This is a genomic window from Bradyrhizobium sp. CCBAU 53421, assembly GCF_015291625.1.
Lineage (GTDB): Bacteria > Pseudomonadota > Alphaproteobacteria > Rhizobiales > Xanthobacteraceae > Bradyrhizobium.
Genome location: NZ_CP030047.1, coordinates 4,957,894 through 4,981,926, shown reverse-complemented (window position 1 = coordinate 4,981,926; position 24,033 = coordinate 4,957,894). Strand labels below are relative to the sequence as shown.

At 64.7% G+C, this 24,033-nt stretch carries 17 protein-coding genes and 2 tRNA genes; 4 read left to right on the top strand and 15 right to left on the bottom strand.

Features of this window, described 5'->3' with window-relative positions:
• Window positions 1-78 precede the first annotated feature (78 nt).
• From XH92_RS23800 to XH92_RS23780, 5 genes are all read right to left on the bottom strand, one after another.
• Window positions 79-819 carry a PopZ family protein gene (locus XH92_RS23800; RefSeq protein WP_194454275.1) on the bottom strand — a complete coding sequence of 247 codons (741 nt, stop codon included), beginning with the start codon at window positions 817-819 and terminating at the stop codon, window positions 79-81.
• A gap of 335 nt (window positions 820-1,154) precedes the next feature.
• Entirely contained in the window at window positions 1,155-2,537 is a 1,383-nt protein-coding gene (locus tag XH92_RS23795; RefSeq protein ID WP_194454274.1) for a TolC family outer membrane protein, read from the bottom strand.
• Window positions 2,538-2,751: 214 nt separating this feature from the next.
• Complete coding sequence (locus tag XH92_RS23790; RefSeq protein WP_194454273.1) at window positions 2,752-3,417, bottom strand: protein-L-isoaspartate O-methyltransferase; 666 nt, start codon at window positions 3,415-3,417, stop codon at window positions 2,752-2,754.
• A 123-nt stretch (window positions 3,418-3,540) separates the two neighbouring features.
• Window positions 3,541-3,720 carry a hypothetical protein gene (locus XH92_RS23785; protein WP_194454272.1) on the bottom strand — a complete coding sequence of 60 codons (180 nt, stop codon included), beginning with the start codon at window positions 3,718-3,720 and terminating at the stop codon, window positions 3,541-3,543.
• 135 nt (window positions 3,721-3,855) lie between these two features.
• Window positions 3,856-3,930 (bottom strand) — tRNA-Asn (locus XH92_RS23780).
• A 744-nt stretch (window positions 3,931-4,674) separates the two neighbouring features.
• On the opposite strand from XH92_RS23780, the gene XH92_RS23775 reads away from it, so the two are divergent.
• Window positions 4,675-4,857, top strand: coding sequence for a hypothetical protein (locus XH92_RS23775; protein ID WP_194454271.1), 183 nt, complete (start codon window positions 4,675-4,677; stop codon window positions 4,855-4,857).
• Window positions 4,858-4,900: 43 nt separating this feature from the next.
• Here XH92_RS23775 and XH92_RS23770 read toward each other — a convergent pair.
• The 6 genes from XH92_RS23770 to XH92_RS23745 all read right to left on the bottom strand — a co-directional run bounded on the left by XH92_RS23770 (window position 4,901) and on the right by XH92_RS23745 (window position 15,101).
• Window positions 4,901-4,974 (bottom strand) — tRNA-Cys (locus XH92_RS23770).
• A 132-nt stretch (window positions 4,975-5,106) separates the two neighbouring features.
• Window positions 5,107-5,820: a tRNA-uridine aminocarboxypropyltransferase gene (locus tag XH92_RS23765; RefSeq protein WP_194454270.1), complete on the bottom strand. Its 714-nt coding sequence runs from the start codon at window positions 5,818-5,820 to the stop codon at window positions 5,107-5,109.
• 38 nt (window positions 5,821-5,858) lie between these two features.
• Complete coding sequence (locus XH92_RS23760; protein ID WP_246787587.1) at window positions 5,859-9,014, bottom strand: efflux RND transporter permease subunit; 3,156 nt, start codon at window positions 9,012-9,014, stop codon at window positions 5,859-5,861.
• A complete protein-coding gene (locus tag XH92_RS23755) occupies window positions 9,011-12,139 on the bottom strand; it encodes an efflux RND transporter permease subunit (protein ID WP_194454269.1) in 3,129 nt (1,042 codons plus the stop codon). Before XH92_RS23755 ends, XH92_RS23760 begins: the two co-directional genes overlap by 4 nt.
• A gap of 48 nt (window positions 12,140-12,187) precedes the next feature.
• Window positions 12,188-13,645, bottom strand: a complete 1,458-nt coding sequence (locus XH92_RS23750) for an efflux RND transporter periplasmic adaptor subunit (RefSeq protein ID WP_194454268.1) — start codon at window positions 13,643-13,645, stop codon at window positions 12,188-12,190.
• Window positions 13,635-15,101: an efflux transporter outer membrane subunit gene (locus tag XH92_RS23745; protein WP_371818091.1), complete on the bottom strand. Its 1,467-nt coding sequence runs from the start codon at window positions 15,099-15,101 to the stop codon at window positions 13,635-13,637. Before XH92_RS23745 ends, XH92_RS23750 begins: the two co-directional genes overlap by 11 nt.
• A gap of 613 nt (window positions 15,102-15,714) precedes the next feature.
• On the opposite strand from XH92_RS23745, the gene XH92_RS23740 reads away from it, so the two are divergent.
• A complete protein-coding gene (locus XH92_RS23740) occupies window positions 15,715-16,749 on the top strand; it encodes a cysteine synthase A (protein ID WP_194454266.1) in 1,035 nt (344 codons plus the stop codon).
• Window positions 16,750-16,888: 139 nt separating this feature from the next.
• On the opposite strand, the gene XH92_RS23735 is transcribed toward XH92_RS23740, so the two are convergent.
• From XH92_RS23735 to XH92_RS23720, 4 genes are read right to left on the bottom strand one after another with little or no spacing between them, the layout of a single operon-like run.
• Window positions 16,889-17,629: an amino acid ABC transporter ATP-binding protein gene (locus XH92_RS23735; protein ID WP_050419681.1), complete on the bottom strand. Its 741-nt coding sequence runs from the start codon at window positions 17,627-17,629 to the stop codon at window positions 16,889-16,891.
• An 11-nt stretch (window positions 17,630-17,640) separates the two neighbouring features.
• Complete coding sequence (locus XH92_RS23730; RefSeq protein ID WP_194454265.1) at window positions 17,641-19,161, bottom strand: amino acid ABC transporter permease; 1,521 nt, start codon at window positions 19,159-19,161, stop codon at window positions 17,641-17,643.
• Window positions 19,158-20,363 (bottom strand): amino acid ABC transporter permease, encoded by a 1,206-nt coding sequence (locus XH92_RS23725; RefSeq protein ID WP_194454264.1) that lies wholly within the window; start codon window positions 20,361-20,363, stop codon window positions 19,158-19,160. Before XH92_RS23725 ends, XH92_RS23730 begins: the two co-directional genes overlap by 4 nt.
• 24 nt (window positions 20,364-20,387) lie before the next feature.
• On the bottom strand, window positions 20,388-21,404 hold the full coding sequence (locus XH92_RS23720; RefSeq protein ID WP_194454263.1) for an amino acid ABC transporter substrate-binding protein: 1,017 nt from the start codon (window positions 21,402-21,404) through the stop codon (window positions 20,388-20,390).
• Between the two features lie 329 nt (window positions 21,405-21,733).
• Here XH92_RS23720 and metC point away from each other — a divergent pair, with 329 nt between their 5' ends.
• Both metC and cpaB read left to right on the top strand, forming a co-directional pair.
• Window positions 21,734-22,930, top strand: a complete 1,197-nt coding sequence (gene metC, locus XH92_RS23715) for a cystathionine beta-lyase (protein ID WP_194454262.1) — start codon at window positions 21,734-21,736, stop codon at window positions 22,928-22,930.
• A gap of 288 nt (window positions 22,931-23,218) precedes the next feature.
• Window positions 23,219-24,022, top strand: a complete 804-nt coding sequence (cpaB, locus tag XH92_RS23710; protein ID WP_194454261.1) for a Flp pilus assembly protein CpaB — start codon at window positions 23,219-23,221, stop codon at window positions 24,020-24,022.
• Window positions 24,023-24,033 lie beyond the last annotated feature (11 nt).

Sequence of the window (24,033 nt, the reverse complement as noted above, 5' to 3'; positions counted from 1 at the left end):
GAACCGAACTCTGGGGCATTTGGGGGCTGAATGGGGGCTGCCAAGCCCCTGCGGCAGGAGCTACCGCCCGCGACGGACCTAACGCCCGCGGGATACCCGCTCGATCTCGGCCTTGACGATCCGCTCGACCAGTCCCGGCAGATTGTCGTCCAGCCAGGACTTCAGCATCGGCCGCAGCATCTCCTTGACCAGATCCTCCAGCGTCCGAGCATTGTTGCTCAGCACGGTGTTGGCCAGCGAGTTGAAAGCGGATTCGACCGCCCGCATCGTGGTTCCCGAGATGATCTGCTGCATCGGCGCGGCTTCGACTGCCGGCGGTTCTCGCACCGGTTCTCGCATCGGCTCTGGCGCCCTTGTGCGGGCTTCCGTGAACTCGACATCGTCCTGCGGCTCGACCTTCCGGAACGACGGCGCGGCCGCCGCCTCCGGCAGCGCCATGTCATCGGTGAGCTCGAACACATCGGCTTCGGGTTGGGCCTCGGGCTGCGGCGACGGCCTGATCTCGGCCGCGGGCGTCGCCTCGTCGAGGCTGGCGAGCAGCGAATCGATGTCGTCCTGACTGTTGCTGGCCGGCGCTGGCGGCGGGGATTTCGGCGCTGGCGCGGCGGCCTTCGCGGCCGGGGATGCTGCGGGCGGCGGGCTCTTCATCGCAGGCTTGGCTGCTGGTGGTGGTGGCGCCTCGACCTTCGGCGGCAGCGCTGCGGCAGAAGCAGGTTTCTCGGCCGCGGCTGGCTTCGCCTCGTCGTCGGCAATGATGCGACGGATCGACGCCAGGATCTCCTCCATCGAGGGCTCTTGGACCTTCGCAGGTTGCGTCATCTCCGACTCCACATCGAAACTTATTTTACATCAAGCTCGAGAGGATTCGCCGGTTCCGATGAAGCGGGCGGAGATTTTCACTGCTCCCGCCCAACTTGTCCCCAGATCATGCCCGCCCGAGGCTTTGTGCAAGCTTCGTGTCGCCCAATGCAGCGCGATCACAGGTGGCGTCGCACCTGTCATCACGCAATGCCGGCTCGCCGCGAATCGCCTTGCTGCCCGACAAAACGGTATGTCAGGCCAATTATCGATTGCAAGCAAACGCGCCAGTCTGTGGTCCTGATTAACTCAGAACCACAAACATGGCGCGACAGGCGACGATGATGTGAAGATGTTTAGCGGCCGTCCGGCGTACGCACGCCGGCCCAGTTGTCGCGCACCTGCTGGTAATGCACGCTGGGATCATAGACGTTGGTCGAAAGGCCCATCACCTGCGGTGACAGCCGGCCAACCGCGCTCAGCACGTTATACGACGCGACAACCCGGTCGTGCTGTGCGGTGACGAGCGCATTGCGCGCATTGACCAGCGCCTGCTGCGCGTTGAGCACGTCGAGCGTGGTGCGCTGGCCGGCCTTGGCCTCTTCGCGCACGCCATTCAGCGCGATCTCGGACGCGGTCACCTGCGCCTGTGCCGATGCGACCTGCGACTTGCCGGCGACCAGCTGGCCCCATGCGGTGACGACGTTGGCGCGCGCCTGATCCCTGGTCTGTTCCAGGACCAGACGCTGCTGCGCCAGCGATTCCTTGGACTGCCGGATCAGCGAGTATTCGGCACCGCCCTGGTAGATCGGCACCGACACCTGAACCTGCGCCGACGCATTGAAGAGGCGGTTCACCGACAATTGTTGCTGGTAGCCTTCGGTCACCGACGCCTGCAACCCGACCGTCGGCAGCAGCGCGCCTTCGGCAACCTTGGTCTGCAGGAAGTTGACATCGACGCCGTACATCGCGGACGTGACGTTCGGATTCTGGGTCAGGCTGAGCTCGACGGCGGCCGCAAGCGTCGTCGGCAAGAAGCGATCGACCGGCGAACCGGGCGCGAGATTCTGCGGCTCGTTGCCGATGATACGGCGGAAGTTCGACCGCGTCGTCGTCAGGTTCGATTCCGCTGTGAGCTGCTGGGTCTTGCCGGCCGCAAGCTGCGCCTCGGATTGCGCGACGTCCGTCCGCGTCACCTCACCGACGTTGAAGCGGTCCTGGGTCTGCTTCAGCGTCTGCTCCAGCACGCGCGTGTTGCTGCGCTGGACCTCGACGATCGCCGAGTCGCGCAGATAGTCCATGTAGATCGTGGCCGCGTTCAGGATCACCGTCTGCTCGAGCACGCGCAGACCTTCGCGCGCCGACGACACCTGGCTCTCGGCCGCGCGCACCTTCTGCGGGGTCTGCGCATTGAACAGTGACTGGTTGACCGTAAGGCCCGCACTCGCCGGATTTTGGGTGCCGTGGATCGAGTCCTTGACGCCCGTCGGCTGCTGGTCGGAGTACTGATATCCGCCGCTCACGGTCAGCGCGGCTCTCGGACGATAGCCGGACAGCGCCTGGGGAACGTTTTCGTCTGTCGCCCTGACCAGCGCGCGCTGCGCATTGAGCTGGGGATTGTTCTGGTAGGACCGCACCAGCGCGGCCTCGATAGTGTCGGCGAGTGCGGGCACAGGGCCCATCTCCGCCAACAGAAGGACGGCAGTCGCAGCCGCGGTGATAAGCTTCACCCCTCGCATCCCCGGTAATCCAATCATGGTAGTCGCCGTCTCCACACGCAAGTCAGTCCGGCGGTCGCTTCAGACGAAGTGAGTCCCGCCTCACCTTAGTCCGCAGCTAAGGGCAACGGAACTACCCCGCAACGGAACGCGGTCGAAACTCTTCACATGGGGCAAACGGGCCACACTTCTGATTCGGAATGGGATTTTATCAGCCAGTGCGCCGCGGTAGCGGTCAGAAGACGAAGGCCGGAACCCGTTCCAATCCAGCCAGCACGGGGGCCGTGGCGTCGAACAGCTCGCGATGTCCGAAATCCCCGTGGGAGTGGGTGACGACAGTGGCGCGCGGCGGCGGCTTCAGGCCGAACACCCCGACCAGCCTACCCCCCTCCTTGAGCTGGCCCAACAGCCCGGTCGGGATAATCTCGGTCGTACCGTTGAGAACGATGACGTCATACGGCCCGCCGGCGGGATCGCCGTCGCCAGCTGCTGCGGTCTTGACCGTCACATTCTGGATGCCGAGCTGGCCGAACGCCGCGATGGCCTTCGCGGCCAGCGCCGGATCGCTCTCGGTTGCGCTGACCTCGGCGGCGAAGCGCGCCACGATGGCGGCGGCGTAGCCGGTCGCGCAGCCGACGACCAGGACGCGGTCGGTCGCCTTGATCTCGGCCGCCTGCAGCATCCTGGCGAGCAACGCCGGCGTGATCAGGCAGCGCCTCGCCGCGCCGCCCTCGGTCACGTCCAGATCGAGGTCCAGATAGGCCAGCGCCTGCTTGCTGGCCGGCACGAACACCTCGCGCGGAACGCTCAACATGGCTTCGAGAATTCGATCATCGGTCACGTCGCTCGGACGCACCTGACCATCGACCATGTACTGGCGCGCGGTCGAAAAACCGGTCATTGGCGGAGACCCTGCAAGTCGCGGCATTGCCGCTGGAGAAGCTAGAACAGGGCCATCTTTTGGAACAAGCTCCGCCAAAACGCAACACGCCGTTGGCGGGCAAGACGCGCGCGGCGGTGCGGTCTATTCGATCGTGACGGCAAGCCGGCCGATCAGGCGGGCCACTTCATCGAGATGCTCGGAATCATGCTCCTCGACGGCCCTCGCGAGCCGGCGGACACACTCGTCGTCGCTGATGCCGGGAGCATCGTTCGGAACAAGCGTCGGCTGCGGCATCGACAGGTCGATCAGGTTAATGGCCATCAAAATCACCTCTCAAGACCCGGCATGGCGAAGTGTCGACGGCTATTGAGTCGATTTGACGACGGTTGTTGTCTGCCCGTAACGGACCACAGGCTTGTGATGGGCGACGAAGGATGTTGGCGGGGCCAGCAAAACTGGCTCCCCGGGCTGGATTCGAACCAGCGACCATTCGATTAACAGTCGAATGCTCTACCGCTGAGCTACCGAGGAATAGGCGAACAAAACGTTCGCGAGCGGGCAGCGTATAACAAAGCCTTTCGGCCTTGCAAAGAACCAAATGGGCCTCCGGCGAAACTTTAGCGGGACACGGTAAACCTCTGCGTTGCAAGGCTTTGCCGGCGTTCCAGGGCGGTGCAGGCCTGTCCCGGCTGTCCCGCTTTCGGCGTCGCGGGCACCCGGAAACACCGCCGGCGCGGCCATTCCGCCGCATCGCCGATTCTTCCGCACACCCCCGCCACGCGATCACGCTGCCGCCGCGGAAGGCGCGGCAGGTGCTGACGCAGTTCAAGACCATGCTGCCGGGTGACCTCGCCGGGCTTGCATGACCACGATCGCGCCAGCTTCGGGAATTTCTCCAGCGTAGTGGAGATCAACATCGGGCGCTAAGCGGCGCTGTCCCGACGCTGGCGAACGAAGGCAGGAAAAGCCGAGGATCGATGCGACGCGCGATTGGCGACACTCCGGCCCGCTTGCCTGCATTGTCACGTCTTCCTAAAATTCCTGCGATATTTGACGGGTATGAATACTGCCGGGAAATCCGCGAAGAGTTTTTCGCACGATGTGATTTGTCTCATACGAGGTGCGGCCATGCCGACCTAGGTTCCCAGCGGGGTCATCAGGAATCTATTAACCAAAGCGGGCGCCATCGTTCTTTTCATAAAATTCGAACGATTAGCTCAATCCGGACCAAAGACAGTTTTGCGACCATGGCGCTCTCGAACCTCGGAGAGCGCGATGAGCGAAGTCGAATTTGATCTGCTGCTGGACGCCGTGCGGACGGCGGTCGCGCCCATTGCTCAGGAGGATTTCGTGGCTCAACCCTCGCCCCGCATGCAGCCGCCGCCGCGCGCTGCCAATGACAACCAGGCGCCGTGGCCGCTGATTCCGTTTCCTGAAGGTTGGTACGCCGCGAGCTAATGCGGCTTCTCATGTACTGGCTGCAAGCCATTGATGAGATGAGTGGAGGCCACGACCAGAATTGAACTGGTGTACACGGTTTTGCAGACCGTTGCGTAACCACTCCGCCACGTGGCCCCTTGCGGCGCACTTCATATACGCCCTCTCTCCGATAGGCAACCAAGCCGGAAGCTAAAGCGAGAAGCTTTAGCCCCCTAATTTGAGCATGATCTTGCCGGAAAACCGCTTCGCACTTTTCCCGATCATGCTCTAACGTCGTCGCCTCCGAAAATCCCGCTTCTTCGGTTTTGGCGCCAATTCCGGCATTTTGGCCTGCACTTCGCGGAATCTCGCCAGCATCCGCTCGAAACTATCCGACAACGTTGCGGCAATTTCCGGCCGCTTTTCCAGCCCAGCGAGCAGGATCGCGGCCGCCTCGATGGTGGACAGGCCGTCGCGCCGCGGTTCCCGCCGCAGCTTGCCGTATAGCGAAGACCGTTTCGGCCCGAGAATCACCCGCTGGCACTTCAGCATCCAGGCATTGCGCCACCACAGCGCCTTGGCCTGGCTCCAGGTGCCGTCGAGCAGCACGATGCCCTCGATGTCTGACAAGATGGCGCGCTGATGCGGCTCGAGCTCGCCCTTGCGGTTGATCGCGACGATCTCGGCATCGGTATCGAGGTCCTCGACCTTGGCCGAGCCGAGATAGAGCACCGCCCAGCGCGAGGGATCGGGCACCGGCCGGCCGAGCGCCTTGGCAAGGCTCGGCCAGGACAGTCCGATCCGCACCACGGCTTTCTCGAAATGCCGCGCCAACAGTCGTGCCGTGCCGAGCGCCCTGTCCTGTTCCTGCGGATGGATCAGGATCAGGAGCTGGATGCGGCTCTCGATCGGGGTGACGGTGTCGCAAATGCAGAGCGGCAAGGGCTTGCCGCAATGCGCGCAATCCTCCACCAGGTCGGTCTCGTCAACGGGGTCTGACATTCAACGGCTATACGTCGTGGATAGCCTCGTCCGCAACATCAATGCAGGACCAGCCTGACAACACCGGAGGCGAGGCCGATCAGGGCAACCGCAGCACTAAGCCACCTCAGCTTCTGGCGCCCAGGCAAATCCTTGAAGCGGTCGATCAACAGATAGATCACCGGCGTCGTGTAGAGCGTCAGGATCTGCGACACGAACAGGCCGCCGATGATGGTGATGCCGAGCGGCCGCCGCAGCTCGGTGCCGGGGCCGGTTGCGATGACCAGCGGAATGCCGGCAAACAGCGCGGCCATGGTCGTCATCAGGATGGGGCGGAAGCGCGCCCGGCAGGCCTCGAAGATCGCATCCTGCGACGACAGGCCCTGATGCCGCTCGGCCTCGAGGGCGAAATCGACCATCATGATGCCGTTCTTCTTGACGATGCCGATCAACAGGATGATGCCGACAAAGGCGATCACGGTCAGCGGCGTGTTGGTCACCTGCAATGCGAGCAAGGCGCCGAGGCCGGCCGACGGCAAGGTCGAGATGATCGTGATCGGATGCGCCAGGCTCTCATAAAGCACGCCGAGCACGATATACATCGCGATCAGTGCGCCGAGGATCAGCAGCGGCTGCCGCCCGCTGGTCTTGTTGAAGTCGCCGGCATTGCCGTCGAAGCTGCCGCGGATGCCCTCGGGCATGTGCAGCCCGTCCACCGCCTGCTGGATGTTCGTGGTGGCGACCTCCAGCGGCACGTCCGGCAACAGGTTGAACGACACCGTGGTCGAGGGGAAGCCGCCGGAGTGAAACACCGCGAGTGCCGACAGTCCGCGCTGGTAGTGCACGAGCGCCGACAGCGGCACCTGCACGTCATTGGCGCCGGCGACGTAGATGCGCTCGAGGTTCGACGGGTCGCTCTGGAATTTCGGATCGATCTCGAGCACAACCACGTACTGGTTGCGCTGCGTGTAGATGTACGAGATCTGTCGCTGCGAGAACGCGTTGTTGAGCGCGTTGTCGATGTCCTGCACCCGGACGCCGAGGCTGGAAGCCATCTTGCGGTCGATCACGAGGTTGAGTTGCAGGCCGCCGGGATCGCGGTCGGAGGAGACGTCGGTGATGCCCTCCACCGTCTCCATGCGTTTGGCGACCAGCGGCGCCCATTTCTGCAACAGGTCGAGATCGGTCGAGGCGAGCGTGTACTGGTAGTCGGAATCGCTCTGCCGGCCGCCGGTGCGGATGTCCTGGGCGGCGAACATGAACAAGCGGATGCCCGGCACCATGAACAGGTTGCGGCGCAGCCGGTCGATCACCTGCGCGGTCGACAAGCCTCCCCGCTCCTCCGGCGGCTTCAGGCTGATGAACATGGTGCCGCGATTGGAGGTGGCGCCGCCCGGGCCGCCACCTGAGCCGACCGACGAGCCGATGCCGGCAACCGCTGGGTCGGCCATCACGATGTCGGCGAGCCGCTGCTGCAGCTGGAGCATCGACTGGAACGAGATATCCGCCGAGGCCCGGGTCGCGCCGATCACAAAGCCGCTGTCGTCGGTCGGGAAATAGGCCTTCGGCGTTTTGACGTAGAGCACCACCGTCAGCGAGACCGTGGCGGTGAACACCGCCATCGTCAGCCCGGGGTACCCGAGCACACTCCGAAGCGTCCAGGCGTAGAACGCCACCACCCGCGACAGCGTGCCCTCGATGACGCGATCGTACCAGGTGGCGTGATCCGAGGTCGCCTCCTTGATGTAGTGCGCGCAGATCATCGGGGTGATCGTCAACGACACCAGGGTCGACACGATGATGGCAAACGTCAGGGTCAGCGAGAATTCCCGCAGCAGCCGGCCGACGATGCCGTCCATGAAGATCAGCGGCGTGAAGGCCGCGATCAGCGACAGCGAGATCGACAGCACGGTGAAGCCGATCTGCTTGGCGCCCTCGACGGCCGCCGGATACGGCGCCATGCCCTGCTCGAGATTGCGGTACATGTTCTCGATCATCACGATGGCGTCGTCGACCACGAAGCCGACGGAGATCGCAAGCGCCATCAGGGACAGATTGTCGATCGAGAAGCCGGCGAGCCACATCCCGGCGCAGGTGCCGGCGAGCGCCAGCGGCACCGAGACACCCGCGGCGATCGTCGGCACGATCCTGCGCAGGAACACGAACACCACGACCATGACCAACATGGCGGTCGCCAGCAGCGTGAACTGCATGTCCTCGACGCTGGCGCGGATCGTTCCGGTACGATCGACCAGGGTCGAGATCTCCACCCCGGCCGGGATCCACTGCTTCAGTTCCGGCAGCATCCTGCGAACGCCGTCGACAGTGTCGATGACGTTGGCATCACCCTGCTTGGTGATCTGGATCAGCACCGCCGGCTGCTTGTTGAACCAGGCGATCGAGCGCGAGTTGCGGACGGAATCCTCGACCTCGGCAACATCCGACAGGCGGACGAAATTGCCGTTCGAGCTTTTGATGACGATGTCGCGGAACTCGGCCGCGGTGCGCATCTGCTTGTTGATCGAGAGCGTCTCGCTCAGCCGGTCGCCATTGAAGATGCCGACCGGGCCCAGCGGATTGGCATTGATGATCGCAAGCCGGACGTCGTCGGTCGCGATCCCGGCATTGGCCAGCGACACCGGATTGAGCGCAATGCGCACCGCCGGCTGGTCGGCGCCGCTGACGGTCACCTCGCCGACCCCCGGCACCTGCGAAATGCGCTGCGCCAGCACGGTGTCGGCGACGTCGTACATCGCGCTGGTCGAGATCGTCTTCGAGGTCAGCGCCAGCACGAACACGGGCGCGGCGGCCGGATTCGCCTTGCGGAACTTGGGCAGCGACGGCAGGTCGCTCGGCAGGTCGGCGAGCGAGGCGTTGATCGCGGCCTGCACGTCGCGTGCGGCGCGGTCGATGTTGCGGCCGATCGAGAACTGCACCTGGATGCTGGTGGTGCCGAGCGAGCTCGTCGAGGTGATCTGATCGACCCCCGAAATGGTGCCGAGCTTGCGCTCCAGCGGCGCCGCGACCGTTGCAGCCATGACAGAGGGATCGGCGCCGGGCCGCGACGCCGACACCCGGATGGTCGGGAAGTCGACATTCGGCACCGACGACACCGGCAGGAACTCGTAGGCGACGATCCCGACCAGGAACAGCCCGATCGCCAGCAGTGTGGTGCCCACCGGCCGGCGGATGAACGGCTCCGAGATCGAGATCACTGCATGCCCTCGGTGGCGCCCGCGATCGGCGGGCCGCTGCGACCTGCTTCCGGCACGGCCCGCTCGATCCGGCGGTTGAGCCGGTCGAGCGCGAGATAGATCACCGGCGTGGTGTAGAGCGTCAGCAGCTGGCTCAGCAGCAGGCCGCCGATGATCGAGATGCCGAGCGGGAAGCGCAGCTCCGCGCCGGTGCCGCTTTCGATCGCGAGCGGCAGCGCGCCGAACAGCGCCGCCAGCGTCGTCATCATGATCGGCCGGAACCGCAACAGGCAGGCCTGCACGATGGCGTCATAGGACGACATGCCCTGATGCCGCTCGGCCTCCAGCGCGAAATCGATCATCATGATCGCGTTCTTCTTGACGATGCCCATCAAGAGGATGATGCCGATCAGGCCGATCACCGAGAGGTCCTGCCCGCACAGCATCAAGGCCAGGATGGCGCCGACGCCGGCCGACGGCAGCGTCGACAGGATGGTGATCGGGTGGATGTAGCTTTCGTAAAGCACGCCGAGCACGATGTAGATCGTGATGATCGCCGCCAGGATCAGCCAGGGCTGTCCGGCCAGCGAGCGCGCGAATTCGGCGGCGTCACCGGAATAGATGCCGACGATGCTGCCGGGCATCCCGATCCTGCTCTCGATCGCCTTCACCGCCTCGACCGCATCGCCCAGCGCCTCGCCCGGCGCCAGGTTGAAGCTGAGCGAGACCGACGGGAATTGCGCCTGGTGCGAGATCGCGAGCGGCGCCGTGGTGCGGACCAGCGTCGCCACCGCCGACAGCGGCACCTGCGCGCCGGCGGCACCGGGCAGATACAGCTTGTCGAGGATCGACGGATCGCGCTGATACATCGGCAGCGCCTCGAGCACCACGCGGTACTGGTTGGCTTGGCCATAGATCGTCGAGATCTGCCGCTGCGCGAAGGCATCGTTCAGCGTGTCGGTGACGCCCTGCAGACTGACGCCGAGCTGGCCGGCGCGCTGGCGGTTGACGTCGAGCGCCGCGCGCAGGCCGCCCTCCTGCGCCTCCGAGGAGACGTCGCGGAAGATCGGGTCGCGCCGCATCTCGGCGACCAGCTTCTGCGCCCATTGCGAGACTTCGGCGGCATCTGTCGCGGTCAGCGTGTACTGGTATTGCGAGCGGCTCGACTGGGTCGAGATCTGCACGTCCTGCACCGGCTGGAAGTAGACAGTCATCCCAGGCACCGTCGCGATCTTCTGCTTCAGCCGCTCGATCACCTTGACGACGCCGTCGCGCCGCTGGTCGAGCGGCTTCAGCGTCATCACCAGGCGGCCGACATTGGTGGTCGGATTGACCGAGCCTGAGCCGATCACGGAGACGACGCCGACGACGTCAGGATCGGCCTTGATGAGGTCGGAGACGGCGCCCTGCCGCCGCTGCATCTCGGCAAACGAGACGTCGGGGCCGGCCTCGGTCACCGCCGTGATCGAGGAGGTGTCCTGCAGCGGCAGGAATCCCTTCGGCGCCAGCACATACATGATCAGCGTCAGCGCGATCGTCGCGAACGTCACCAGCAGCGTCGCGCGCTGGCGCTGCAGCACCCAGAGGAGCGTGCGATGATAGAATTCCACCATGCGGTCGATGAAGCGGCTGACCGCGGCGAGGCCCGGGACCGCCATTTCCTCATGGATGTTCTTGAGCAGCCGCGAGCACATCATCGGCGTCAGCGTCAGCGAGACGATCGCCGAGGTCACGACCGCGATCGTCAAGGTCAGCGCGAATTCGCGGAACATGCGGCCGACCAAGCCGGACATGAACAGTAGCGGGATGAACACCGCGATCAGCGACACCGTCAGCGAGATCACGGTGAAGCCGATCTCGCTGGCGCCCTTCAGCGAGGCCTCCATGACAGTCTCGCCGTCTTCCATGTGGCGGACGATGTTCTCGATCATCACGATGGCGTCGTCGACCACGAAGCCGGTTCCGATGGTCAGCGCCATCAGCGACAAATTGTCGAGGCTGAAACCGGCGAAATACATGATGCCGAAGCTCGTGATCAGCGACAGCGGCAGCGCCACGCCGGCGATCAGGGTCGCGCGCAGCGACCGCAGGAACAGCAGCACCACCAGCGTCACCAGTACGACGCTCAGGATCAGCGTGAATTGCACGTCGTGGACCGAGGCGCGGATCGTCACCGTGCGGTCGGAGACGACGGTCAGCTTGACGCCGGCCGGCACCGCCCGCTGCAGCCGCGGGATTTCGCCGCGGATCTGCTTGACGACGTCGATGACGTTGGCGCCGGGCTGGCGCTGGATATCGATGATGACGGCCGGCGTGCCCTGGTACCAGCCGCCGGTGCGGTCGTTCTCCAGCCCATCGACGATCTGGGCGACGTCGCCGATCGTGACCGGCGAGCCGTTGCGATAGGCGATGATGATCGGCCGGTAGGCGTCGGCGGCGGCGATCTGGTCGTTGGCGGCGATGGTGTAGGATTGCTGGGCGCCGTCGAGTGATCCCTTCGGCCCCGACACGTTGGCGCCGGCGATGGCGTTGCGCAGGTCCTCCATCGCGATGCCATAGGCCGCGAGCCGTGCCAGGTCGGCCTGCACCCGCACCGCGGGCTTCAATCCGCCGAGGATCGAGACCCGGCCGACACCGGAAATCTGGCTTAAGCGTTGGCCGAGGATGGTATCGGCGAGGTCGCTCATCGCCCGCAGCGAGATCGTGTCCGAAGTCAGCGCCAGGGTCATGACCGGCGCGTCCGCCGGGTTCACCTTGGCGTAGACAGGCGGGTACGGCAGCGTCTTCGGCAGAATGCCGGCCGCGGCGTTGATCGCGGCCTGGACGTCCTGGGTGGCGCCGTCGATGTCGCGGTTGAGGTCGAACTGCAGCGAGATCTGGCTCACGCCGAACGAACTGGTCGAGTTCATCGACGACAGCGACGGGATCTGCCCGAGCTGCCGCTCCAGCGGCGCCGTGATCAGCGAGGCCACCACGTCGGGGCTCGCGCCCGGCAGTTGCGTCGTCACCTGCACTGTCGGGAAATCGACCTGCGGCAGCGCCGAGACCGGTAACGCCCAATAGCCCAGCGCGCCGCCGATCATCAGGGCGATGCCGAGCAGCGAGGTGGCGATCGGCCGGCGGATGAACGGTTCGGAGACGCTCATGGTTGCGTGCTCGCTGTTGGGTCGGACATTACGAGGTCAGGATGCCGGTCATGGCTGCGCCTTCGGCGCGCCGCCCGACTGTTCGCCCCCTGTGGCCGGCGCGGGCGCCGGGCCGGTCTGCCCCTTCTGGTCGCCTTCGCTGTGCTCGTGCCGGCCGCGATGCTCGCCGTTCCCGCCCTGCCCGTCCTGCTTGCCGTCCTTGCTCTGGTCCTTGCTTTGGCCGTCGCCTTGCGCGCCGCGCTTGCCGTCCGGATTGCGGCTGCGCTTGCGCGGCGCGAGATCGGCTGCCGGCGGCCCGTCGTCCTTGCCGACCACGACCTTCGAGCCGTCGGCGAGATTGGCAAAGCCCGTCGTCACGACGCGATCCGACGTAGTGAGGCCGCTGGCGATGACGGCCTCGTGCTCGTTCTGCTGTGTGACCGTGACCGGCTTGGCGGTCACGACGTTGTCCGCGCCGATCACATAGCTGAAGGTCCCGGCCGGACCGCGCTGAACGGCCGAGGTCGGCACCACGATGGCCTGCGGCAAGGTCTCCACCTTGAGCCGGACATTGACGAACTGGCCGGGCCAGAGCTGGTAACTGGCATTCGGCAGTTCGGCCTTCAGCTTCAGCGTGCCGGTGGTCGGATCGACCTGGTTGTCGATGCCGGTCAGCTTGCCGCTGTCGATCACGGTGACGCCGTCATTGCCGAACACGTCGACCGCGAGCTGGCCCTTTGCGGCCGCGGCGTTGACCCGCATGATCTGCTGCTGCGGCAGGCTGAACCACACCGCGATCGGCTGCAGCTGCGTCAGGATCACGAGCCCGGTGGTGTCGGAAGCGTGGATGATGTTGCCCTGGTCGACCTGGCGCAGGCCGGCGCGCCCCGCGATCGGCGCGACGATCTTGGTATAGCCGAGCGTGGTGCGCGCATTGTCGATCTGGGCCTGGTCGGCCTTGATGATCGCTTCCTGCTGCGCGACCAGCGCGCGCTGCGTGTCGGCCTGCTGCTTGGAGCCCGCGTTGGTGGCAGCGAGCTGCTCATAGCGGGCGAGGTCGATCTTCTGATTGGCGAGCAGCGCTTCGTCCTTGGCTTTCGTGGCCACCGCCTGGTCGTATTGCGCCTGGTAGATCGCGGGATCGATCTGGCCCAGCACGTCGTCCTTCTTGACGTCCTGACCCTCGACGAAATTCACCTTGAGCAGCTTGCCGTCGACTTGCGAGCGCACGGTGACGGTATTGAGCGCCTTCACCGAGCCGACGCCGTCGAGATAGACCGGCATGTCGTGCACTTGCGGGGTGGCAGCAAGCACCGGCACCGGCAGATCGGGCCGCGCACCCGCGCCGCGCCCGCCGGCACCATTTTGCTTGGGCTGGAACGCGAGCCAGCCGAGATAGCCGAGCCCGCCGAGGATCACGAGCGTGATGAGCAGTGAAACCATGCGCCCAAGCAGGCGCGAGAGGAGGCTCCGCTTGCGCGGCGCAGTGCTTTTCTCATCGTCCGTCGAGTCAGGCTTAAAGAGCATCGACCGGTCTTTCCATCTTCGGTTCCCAGCCGCCCCCCAAGGCCTGATACAGGCTCACGATCGCCAATAACCGGGCCAACTGGGCCTGCGAATACGCGTCTTCCGCCTGGAACAGGGTCAGCTGCGTGTTTAGCACAGTTACGATGTCGGCGGTGCCGGCCTTGAGCTGCTGCTCGGCCAGGTCGAAGGCGCGCCGCGACGACGACAGCACATCACGCTGCAGCTGCAGCCGCCGTGTGGTCTCGCGGATCGCGACCAGCGCGTTGTCGACATCGGTGAACGACTGCACCACCGTCTTGCGATAGGTCTGCAGCAACTCGTCCTGCCGCGCCTTCGCGTTCTCGAAATTGCCGAGGATCCGTCCGCCGTCGAAGATCGGCTGGGTCATGCTGCCGACCAGGTTGAAGAAGGCGGCATGCGGCTGGAACAGCGAGACCAGCGCCTGGCTCTGGTAGCCGCCCGTTCCGGTCAGCTGGATGCTCGGGAAGAACTGCGCCCGCGCGCTGCCGACATTGGCGGTGGCGGATGCGAGCTGCGCCTCCTGCCTGCGGATATCGGGACGCTGGGTGAGCAATTCGGACGGCAGGCCCGGTGTGACTCGCGGGATCGCGACCGAATTCAGCGAGCCGCCGGCGACGCGCACGCTCTCGGGTGGACGCGACACCAGCACCGCGAGCGCGTTGATGTTCTGATCGAGCGTCTGGCGCAGCGGCGGTACTAGCGCGCGCTGGTTCGCCAGCACGCTTTCCTGCTGCGCGACGTCGAGATCGGAGCCGGTGCCGGCCTTGAAGCGGTCCCTGATCGCGTTGAGGATGCGCTCGGCACTGGCGATGTTGCGCTGTGCGGTGCGTAGCCGGTCCTGGGTGGCAAGCACGGTGAAATAGGCGTTGGCGAGGCTCGTCAGCGTGGTCAGGGCCACCACCTCGCGGTCGAACCGGTTGGCGACGGCGGTCTCCTCCGCCGCCTGCGCGGCGTCGCGATTCTGGCCCCAGAAATCGAGCTGGTAGCTGGCGCTCAGCGAGGCGTTGTAGTTCACCACCTCGCGCCCGCCATTAGTCAGGCCGCTGGCGCTGGAGCCTGAAGTGCGTGAATAGGTTTCGGAGCCGTTGAGATTGAGCGTCGGCAGCAGTGCCGCGCCGGCCTGCCGCGCCAGCGCATCGGCCTGCCGGAACCGCGCCACGGCCGCGGCAATGTCCAGGTTGACGGTCTGCGCCTCCTCCATCAGCTGCGTCAGCTCCTTGGAGCGGAAGCCCCGCCACCAATCGAGCGTCGGCAGCGCGTCGCCCGGCCGGCCCAGGCGCGCGGCCTTGTAGCCCTGCGGCATGTCGAGCGCGGGATCGGGGATGTCCTGGGTCAGGATGCAGCCGACGGAGCCCGCGGCCAGGCCGAACGCCACCAGCGAGCGTCCCGCGAGCCGCCGCGCGCGGACGGCGAGGCCGGACCGGCCTCCAGGCACCACCACGGACGCGGGCTGGGTCACACCCGTTCTCCGCCGAAACCAGACTTCGGCCTTGGCGCGCAAACGACGCAATCAGCAATGGTCTGGGTGACGTGCACGGGTAATGCTTCCAATGGAACTGACTGTCCCATCCTACCCTTGGGACGATAGGGCGGACAGCCCTGTCACGATTGCGCGACGTCGCATCACAAGCGATTCGTGGCGACCTGGAATGCCGACTTTTCCCTATTTTTACAGCATTTCCACGCGTTTCAGACCGGCGCCGGAAGTCATCTTTCTTACGAAGATTTCATGGGGATTTCTCAGCCCTGTTGCTCCGAATCCGCAAGATGCTCCGGTGCGACAACGATCTCAGCGCCGCGCTCCGCCTCGTCGGGCCCTGAATTGGTCGATCACGCGCAACTGACGCAAAACGGCTGGCTACAGAACGATTCTGCCAAGCGGGCCGACCGCGGCAAAACCCGGTTCTCCGCGTTGTCATGTGGTGTGCATCAGCCGGTCCGGTGCGCTGAGCCTACCATTTGCCGCAGTGCAAAAGCCCTTCCCTTTTTCGATCAGCACACTAGGTTCGCCGCAAGCAAGACACAGACTGGCAAAGAAATTCCCCGACATGGCATTCAACAAAGACGTCATTGAAGCGATCGGCAACACCCCCCTCATCAAGCTGAAACGCGCATCCGAACTGACCGGATGCACCATCCTCGGCAAGGCCGAATTCATGAATCCCGGCCAATCGGTCAAGGATCGCGCCGGCAAGGGGATGATCCTGGAGGCCGAAAAGCGCGGTGACCTGAAGCCCGGCGGCCTTGTGGTCGAATCGACCGCGGGCAATACCGGCATCGGACTTGCGGTCGTGGCGAGTGCGCGGGGCTACCGCACCCTGATCGTCATTCCGGAGACGCAGAGCCAGGAAAAGAAGGACATGCTGAGGCTGTGCGGGGCCGAGCTCGTCGAGGCGCCGGCGCTGCCCTACTCCAATCCGAACAACTATCAGCATCTCGGCAGGCGTCTCGCCGAGCAGTTGCGCAAGACCGAGCCGAACGGCGTGCTGTTCGCCGACCAGTGGAACAACCTCGACAATCCCAAGGCGCATTACGACTCGACCGGGCCGGAGATCTTCCAGCAGACCAACGGCAAGGTGGATGGCTTCATCTGCTCGGTCGGCACCGGCGGCACGCTCGCCGGCGTCAGCCGCTATTTGAAGGAAAAGAACAAGGACATCGTCACAGCCTGCGCCGATCCGCACGGCTTTGCGATGTACGAACTGTTCAAGAACGGCCAGGTCAAGTCGACGCCGGGCGACTCGATCACCGAAGGCATCGGGCTCGGGCGCAAGACGCCGGTGATCGAGACCGCGAACGTCGACGATGCGTTCCTGGTCTCGGACGAGGAAGCCGTGACCATCATCTACGAGCTGCTGGAGCACGAAGGCCTGTGCCTCGGCGGCTCGACCGGCGTCAACATCGCCGGCGCGATCCAGCTCGCCAAGCAGCTCGGCCCCGGCAAGACCATCGTCACCATTCTCTGCGACTCCGGTAACCGCTATCAGTCCAAGCTGTTCAACCCGGCCTTCATGCGTTCGAAGAACCTGCCGGTCCCCGAATGGCTTGAAAAGCGAAGCAAGATCGAGCTGCCGTTCGTCTGACGAACGGCGTCCCCGCAGACGTCATTGCGAGGAGCTCGCGACAAAATTGCGGAGCAATTTTGCGCTGAAGCGACGAAGCAATCCATGCTTCCGATGCGGATGTTGGATTGCTTCGCTCCGCTCGCAATGACAGCGGAAGTCACCGCAAGATCTGGCTCAGGAACAGCTTCGACCGCGCATGCTGCGGGTTGGCGAAGAATTCCTGCGGCGTGTTGGACTCGATGATCTGGCCGGCATCCATGAACACGACGCGATTGGCGACCTCGCGGGCAAAGCCCATTTCGTGGGTCACGACCAGCATGGTCATACCTTCCCTCGCGAGATCGACCATGGTGTCGAGCACCTCCTTGACCATCTCCGGGTCGAGCGCCGAAGTCGGCTCGTCGAACAACATCACCTTCGGGTTCATGGTCAGCGCGCGGGCGATCGCAACGCGTTGCTGCTGACCGCCCGACATCTGGCCGGGGAACTTGTTGGCCTGATGCGGGATCTTGACCCGCTCGAGGAACTTCATCGCGGTCGCCTCGGCGTCCTTCTTCGGGATGTTGCGCACCCAGATCGGCGCCAGCGTGCAATTGTCGAGCACGGTGAGATGCGGGAACAGGTTGAAGCTCTGGAACACCATGCCGACCTCGCGCCGCACCTCGTCGACCCGGCGCAGGTTCGGGCCGAGCTCGATGCCGTCGACCACGATCTCGCCTTCCTGGAATTCCTCCAGCGCGTTGATGCAGCGGATCAACGTCGACTTGCCCGAGCCGGACGGGCCGCAGATCACGATGCGCTCGCCCTTGCCGACCTCAAGGTTGATGTCTCGCAACACGTGGAAGTCGCCGTACCATTTGTTGAGCGTGGAAATGTTGACGATCGGGGTTGTGGACATGGTGACCTTGTTCAGTGGCGGCGGTGAGCGTTGAGCCGATTTTCGACGAACAGCGAGTAGCGCGACATTCCAAAGCAGAACACGAAATAGATCATTCCCGCAAAGGCGAAGCCGGTAAAGGCCGTCGTCGGCGTCGACCAGTTCGGGTCGGAGAACGATGCCCGCAGGGAACCCAACAGATCGAACAGCGCCACGATCGACACCAGCGAGGTATCCTTGAACAGCGAGATGAAGCTGTTGACGATGCCGGGAATGACGTAGCGCAGCGCCTGCGGCAGCACGATCAGCGACGTCGTCTTCCACCAGGACAGGCCGAGCGCCGACGCGGCTTCCGCCTGTCCGCGCGCCACCGCGGCCAGCCCGCCCCTGATCACCTCGGCCATATAGGCGCCGGTAAAGATCGCGACGCCGATCAGGGCACGCAACAGGCCGTCGACGGCGAAATTGCCCGGCACGAACAGCGGCAGCATGTAGGTCGCGAAGAATAGCACCGTAATCAGCGGCACGCCGCGCCAGAATTCGATGAAGGCGATCGAGAAGATCCGGATCAGCGGGATGCTTGAGCGGCGGCCGAGCGCGAGCGCAATCCCGATCGGCATCGAGGCGACGATGCCGGTGATCGCGATCACCAGCGTCACCAGCAGGCCACCCCAAAGTCGCGTGTCGACGATCGGAAAGCCGCCGCGATCGAGCCCCATCAGCTTGATGCCAACAGCGATCCCGGCAAAGCTCAGCAGGCTGCCGATCAGCGCGCTGCGCCCGGTCCGCATGCCGCCGCCGAGCACGAACAGCACGGCGGAGACGATCACGGCAGTGACCAGGAAATCGCTCCAGACCGGCAGCGACGAGAGCTGCAACTGGTCGCGCAGCCAGGTCAGCGGAAAGATCAGCCAATGGATCAGCAAGCCGACCAGGACGAGCACCTTGCCCAGGACCCACAGCAGCGGGGCGATCGCCGAACTCTTGCCGAGATTGACCAAGAGATCGCCGGCGCCGCCGATGCTCTGCTCGAACAGCTGCAACAGGCCGGCGGTCCAGCTCACGCCGAAGCCCGCGATGCCGCCGCCATGCAGCAGGAAGAACGCGACCACCGGAAACGCGAAGAAGAACAGGCCGGAGTTCAGGCCCTTGGCCGGCAGCCGCGGCATCAGCAGCGGCAGCAACAGCGCGGCGCCGAGCCCATAGGTGAGATTGACGCGCCAGCGCTGGGCTTCCGGATAGAAGCCATAGATCAACTGCGTCAGTTTGGCCTCGATATAGGGCCAGCAGGCGCCGACCTCATGCCCCGCTTTTTCGGCGAGGCAGGCGGTGCGGTCCTTGCCGGACCAGACCGCGTCGACCAGCAGGAACTTGAACGTCGGGACAACGAGGCACCAGGCGAGCAAGAGCCCAAGGACCGTGAGCAGGATGTTGCCCGGCGAATTCAGCAGCCGCGTCCGCAGGAAGCCGATAAAGCCGGTCGTCTTGGCCGGCGCCGCACGCTCGGCGACCAGATCCTGACGGACAAAGGACGAGGCGGACATATCCGTCATGCCGCCATGCTCCGGTTGATGCGCCAGCCATAGACGCTCATCAGCGCGCTGGTCGTCAGCGAGAGCAGCAAATAGACCCCCATCGTCATGGCGATGATCTCGATCGCCTGTCCGGTCTGGCTCACCGCGGTGCCGGCGAACACCGAAACCAGGTCCGGATAGCCGATCGCCACCGCCAGCGACGAATTCTTGGTGAGATTGAGGTACTGGCTGGTCAGCGGCGGCACGATGACGCGCATCGCCTGTGGTACAACGATCAGCCGCAGCGTCGCGGCGCGGCTGAGGCCGAGCGAGGAGCCCGCCTCCATCTGTCCCTTGTGAACCGACGTGACGCCGGCGCGGACGATCTCGGCAATGAAGGCGCCCGTGTAGGTCGACAATGCGACGGTCAGCGCAACGAATTCGGGGATGATCCGCGCCCCGCCGGCGAAGTTGAAGCCTTTCAGCTGCGGCAGCTCGAACTTCAACGGCCAGCCGAAGATCAGCATCGAGACCAGCGGCAGTCCGACCAGGCAACCCAGCACATAAGGCCAGATCCGGATCATCTGCCCGCGCTGGAACAAGGCACGACGCGCATGGTGCCGCAGACCCAACGCCGCAACGATGCCGACCGCGAGCGCGGCCAGGAACGGATAGAGCCCCGGCTCGCTGACCGGCTGCGGCACGATCAAGCCGCGATTGTTGAGGAAGAACGTACCGAAGATCGAGATGCTCTGCCGCGGCGCCGGCAGCGCCGCGAGCACGGCGAGGTACCAGAACAGAATCTGGAACAGGACCGGCAGGTTCCTGATGATCTCGACATAGATGCCGCCGATCCGCGACAGCAGCCAGTTCGGCGACAACCGGCACAGCGCCACGGTGAAGCCGATCACGGTGGCGAACACAATGCCGATCGCCGAGACCAGGATCGTATTCAACAAGCCGACGAAGAACACCCGCCAATAGGTGTCGGAATTGTTGTAGGCGATCAGGCTCAGATTGACGTCAAAGCCTGCATTGTAGTTGAGGAATCCAAAGCCCGACGCAATGTGCTGGGTCTCCAGGTTGGTCCGCGCATTCGCCACGATCTCGTAGGCGATCCAGGCCAGGATCGCGGCGAAGGCAATCTGGGCGGCCAATCCGTTCCAGCCGGTCTTGCCGCCAAGCGCACGCTTCAGCCTGAGGGCAAATTGCAGCGGTGGTTTGCGGGGCGCGATGCTCATCGCGGCAGCCGTTGGCCGGATCGATCAGCGGATCGGCGGCGCGTACTGGATTCCGCCCTTATTCCAGAGATTGTTGACGCCGCGGGCGATGCCGAGCGGCGAGCCGGTGCCGACATTGCGCTCGAAGGTCTCGCCGTAATTGCCGACCGCCTTCACGATGCGAACGACCCAGTCCTTGGTCAGGCCGAGCTGTTCGCCCAGATTGCCGTCGGTGCCGAGCACCCGCTTCATCTCGGGCTTGTCCGATTTGAGCATCGTGTCGACGTTCTTCTGGGTGATGCCGAGTTCTTCGGCATTGATCATCGCAAACAGCGTCCACTTCACGATGTCGAACCACTGGTCGTCGCCGTGGCGGACCATCGGTCCCAGCGGCTCCTTCGAAATGATTTCCGGAAGCACGATGTGATCGGCGGGGGTGGCGAGCTTCAGACGGCTGGCATAGAGGCCGGAGGCATCGTCGGTGAAGACGTCGCAGCGCCCGGATTCATAGGCCTTGACCGCTTCGTCGATGCTGCCGAATGCGATCACCTCGTACTTCATGTTGTTGCCCTTGAAGAAGTCGGCGAGGTTCTGCTCCGTCGTGGTGCCGGTCTGCACGCAGACCGACGCGCTGTTCAATTCGAGCGCCGAATTGACCTTGAGCGACTTCTTCACCATGAAGCCCTGCCCGTCATAATAGGTCACGCCGGTGAAATTGGCGCCGAGCGAGGTGTCACGCGACACCGTCCAGGTGGTGTTGCGCGACAGCACGTCGATCTCACCGGACTGCAGCGCCGTGAAGCGATCCTTGGCCGACAGCGGCACGAACTTGACCTTGGTCGGGTCGTCGAGCACCACCGCGGCAATAGCCCGGCAAACGTCGACGTCGATCCCGGTCCAGTTCCCCTTGTCGTCCGGCGATGAAAAACCAGGCAGGCCCTGGCTGACGCCGCAGGACAGCTGGCCCCGGTCCTTGACCGTCTTGAGGGTCTGCGCCGAGGCGGACTGGGCCGACAAGGCAGCGGCAGCGGCAAGGATGACAGCCAGGGATACGCGTTTCATGGGGCAGGCCTTTCAGGGTCGTCCGTTGGACGTTTGCTTTGTGATCGCCTCGCGTTCACGGGCCATCCCAATGATCCCCTGCAGCAAAAAAAGCTGATCTGACCGTCAGTTCGACGTGCAAACCGGCCAGGCAACGGATCTTAGGTCGCGGCAGGCCCCTCAACGTGCGGCGACTGGTAGTTGCGGCGCATCACATAGCGACTGACGAGCCGGGTCAAGGGGTTGACGCATGTCTTCTACCTCTTGTTAGTAGCACCTCCCGGCGTAGCCCCGTCTTCCCGACGCGCTACGGCTGCGGCAAAAAGTCTAAAGTCCAACGGCAGCAAACCATGACCTCCTCCGACGGCTCCTCGTCCTCCCGCCCGCAAGATGCCGCAACCCGCCTGGTCACGGCCGGCCGCGACACCAAGGCCCAGAAGGGCTTCGTCAATCCGCCGGTCTTCCACGGCTCGACCGTGCTCTATCCGACCGCCGAGGACCTCCACGCCCACCGCGCCGAATTTACCTATGGCCGCCACGGCAGCCCGACCACGCGGGCGCTGCAGGACGTGCTGATGGCGCTGGAAGGCCCGCAATGCGCCGGCGTCGGCCTCGCCCCGTCGGGGCTGGCCGCGATCAGCACCACGCTGCTCGCCGTGCTGAAGGCCGGCGATCACGTGCTGGTGTGCGACAACGCCTATCGGCCGACCCGCAATTTCTGCGACAACATGCTGAAGCGCTACGGCATCGAGACCAGCTATTTCGATCCGTTGATCGGCGCCGGCATCGAGACGCTGTTCAAGCCGAACACCCGCGCGGTGCTGGTCGAGGCGCCCGGTTCGCAATCCTTCGAGATGCCCGACATCCGCGCGATCTCGGCCGTGGCCCATGCCCGCGGCGCGCTGGTGATCGACGACAACACCTGGGCGACGGCGCTCTATCACCGCTCGCTCGAACAGGGCGTCGACATCAGCATGCAGGCCGGCACGAAATATATCGGCGGCCACTCCGACATCATGTTCGGCACCATCGCGGCCAATGCCAAGGCCTGGCCGCTGGTACAGGAGGCGATCCGCCTGCTCGGCGTTTGCGCCGGCCCGGATGACGTCTATCTCGCGCTGCGTGGTGTGCGGACGCTGTCGGTGCGGCTGGCGCAGCACCACCGCTCCGGGCTCGAGATCGCACGCTGGCTTGGCGCGCGGCCCGAGGTCGATCGCGTGCTGCACCCTGCCCTGGAGACCGATCCGGGGCATGCGATCTGGAAGCGCGACTTCACCGGCGCCTCTGGCCTGTTCAGCGTCGTGCTGAAACCGGTGCCGCAGGCCGCGGTCGATGCGATGCTCAACGCGCTCACGCTGTTTGGCATGGGGTTTTCCTGGGGCGGCTTCGAAAGCCTCGCCATCCCGTTCGACTGCAGCGACTATCGCAGCGCGACCAAATGGTCGCCGGGCGGGCCGACGCTGCGGCTGCATATCGGGCTCGAGAATCTCGACGACCTCAAGGCCGATCTCGATCGCGGCTTTGCCGCGTTGAAGGCCGCGCTCTGATCCGTCCGCGCAGGCTTGCTCATTAGGCGACATTAACCACGACCAACCGGCCGTGACGCCACGTTGCGACCTCCACGTCGCACACGTTGCACGCGCGCGATCTCCGGGATTCTGCGGAGATGGGACGGCATCGATAACTCGCCGTTCACCATCCCCACCAATCCCTTAATTGTCCGGACCTTCCATCAAGTTCCCTTATACTTTTGCGGCCGTAGTGATGCTCCCGGGAAGGGCTGTCAGTGCCGTAAGGACGTGACTGCCCTGCGTTAAGGGCATTCAGACAATCGCATGAAAACGGCACGCATCGTGGTCCTCGGCATCGCCGGCGTCGCAGGCCTCGCGGCCATGTATCTGGCGAGCGTTGGCGATCGCAAACCGGCGCCGGTCGCGCCGCCAGTGGTACAACTGCCGACCGTCGAGGTGCTGGTGGCGAAGTCCGACATCGGGCTCGGTCAGTCGGTCAAACCTGAAGACGTGCAATGGCAGCGCTGGCCGGCCGAGACCGCGAGCAGCGCGTTCATCCGCCACGACACCAATGCCGACGCCATGAACGACGTCATCGGCTCGATTGCGCGCGCTCCCTTCATCGTCGGCGAGCCGATCCGCGAGCAAAAGCTGGTCAAGGCCAATGGCAGCGGCTTCATGGCCGCGATCCTGCCCTCCGGCATGCGCGCGATCTCCACGGAAATCTCGCCGGAGACCGGCGCCGGCGGCTTCATCCTGCCGAACGACCGCGTCGACGTGATCCTGTCGCGACGCGACAAGAATCCCGATCAGCAACAGGGCAGCCGCGACATCATCACGACCGAGATCCTGCTGTCCAACGTCCGCGTGCTGGCGATCGATCAGGCGCCGAAGGAGAAGGACGGCAACAACTCCCTCATCGGCAAGACCGTGACCCTCGAGCTCAAGCCCGAACAGGCCGAGACGCTGGCGCGTGCCCGGCAGAGCGGCACGCTGGCGCTGGCACTGCGCAGCATCGCCGACGTCAACGAGAAAACCGACGAGACCAGAGACCAGGCCCCGAAGCGGGGCGAGAGCATCAAGGTGGTGCGCTTCGGCATCCCGAGCTCTCAGACGACACAGAAGTGATGGGGGCTTCG

Coding starts and splice junctions, on each gene's coding strand:
- XH92_RS23800 (WP_194454275.1), bottom strand. CDS start 819: ATGACGCAACCTGCGAAGGTCCAAGAGCCCTCGATGGAGGAGATCCTG.
- XH92_RS23795 (WP_194454274.1), bottom strand. CDS start 2,537: ATGCGAGGGGTGAAGCTTATCACCGCGGCTGCGACTGCCGTCCTTCTG.
- XH92_RS23790 (WP_194454273.1), bottom strand. CDS start 3,417: ATGACCGGTTTTTCGACCGCGCGCCAGTACATGGTCGATGGTCAGGTG.
- XH92_RS23785 (WP_194454272.1), bottom strand. CDS start 3,720: ATGGCCATTAACCTGATCGACCTGTCGATGCCGCAGCCGACGCTTGTT.
- XH92_RS23775 (WP_194454271.1), top strand. CDS start 4,675: ATGAGCGAAGTCGAATTTGATCTGCTGCTGGACGCCGTGCGGACGGCG.
- XH92_RS23765 (WP_194454270.1), bottom strand. CDS start 5,820: ATGTCAGACCCCGTTGACGAGACCGACCTGGTGGAGGATTGCGCGCAT.
- XH92_RS23755 (WP_194454269.1), bottom strand. CDS start 12,139: ATGAGCGTCTCCGAACCGTTCATCCGCCGGCCGATCGCCACCTCGCTG.
- XH92_RS23750 (WP_194454268.1), bottom strand. CDS start 13,645: ATGCTCTTTAAGCCTGACTCGACGGACGATGAGAAAAGCACTGCGCCG.
- XH92_RS23740 (WP_194454266.1), top strand. CDS start 15,715: ATGGCATTCAACAAAGACGTCATTGAAGCGATCGGCAACACCCCCCTC.
- XH92_RS23735 (WP_050419681.1), bottom strand. CDS start 17,629: ATGTCCACAACCCCGATCGTCAACATTTCCACGCTCAACAAATGGTAC.
- XH92_RS23730 (WP_194454265.1), bottom strand. CDS start 19,161: ATGACGGATATGTCCGCCTCGTCCTTTGTCCGTCAGGATCTGGTCGCC.
- XH92_RS23725 (WP_194454264.1), bottom strand. CDS start 20,363: ATGAGCATCGCGCCCCGCAAACCACCGCTGCAATTTGCCCTCAGGCTG.
- XH92_RS23720 (WP_194454263.1), bottom strand. CDS start 21,404: ATGAAACGCGTATCCCTGGCTGTCATCCTTGCCGCTGCCGCTGCCTTG.
- metC (WP_194454262.1), top strand. CDS start 21,734: ATGACCTCCTCCGACGGCTCCTCGTCCTCCCGCCCGCAAGATGCCGCA.
- cpaB (WP_194454261.1), top strand. CDS start 23,219: ATGAAAACGGCACGCATCGTGGTCCTCGGCATCGCCGGCGTCGCAGGC.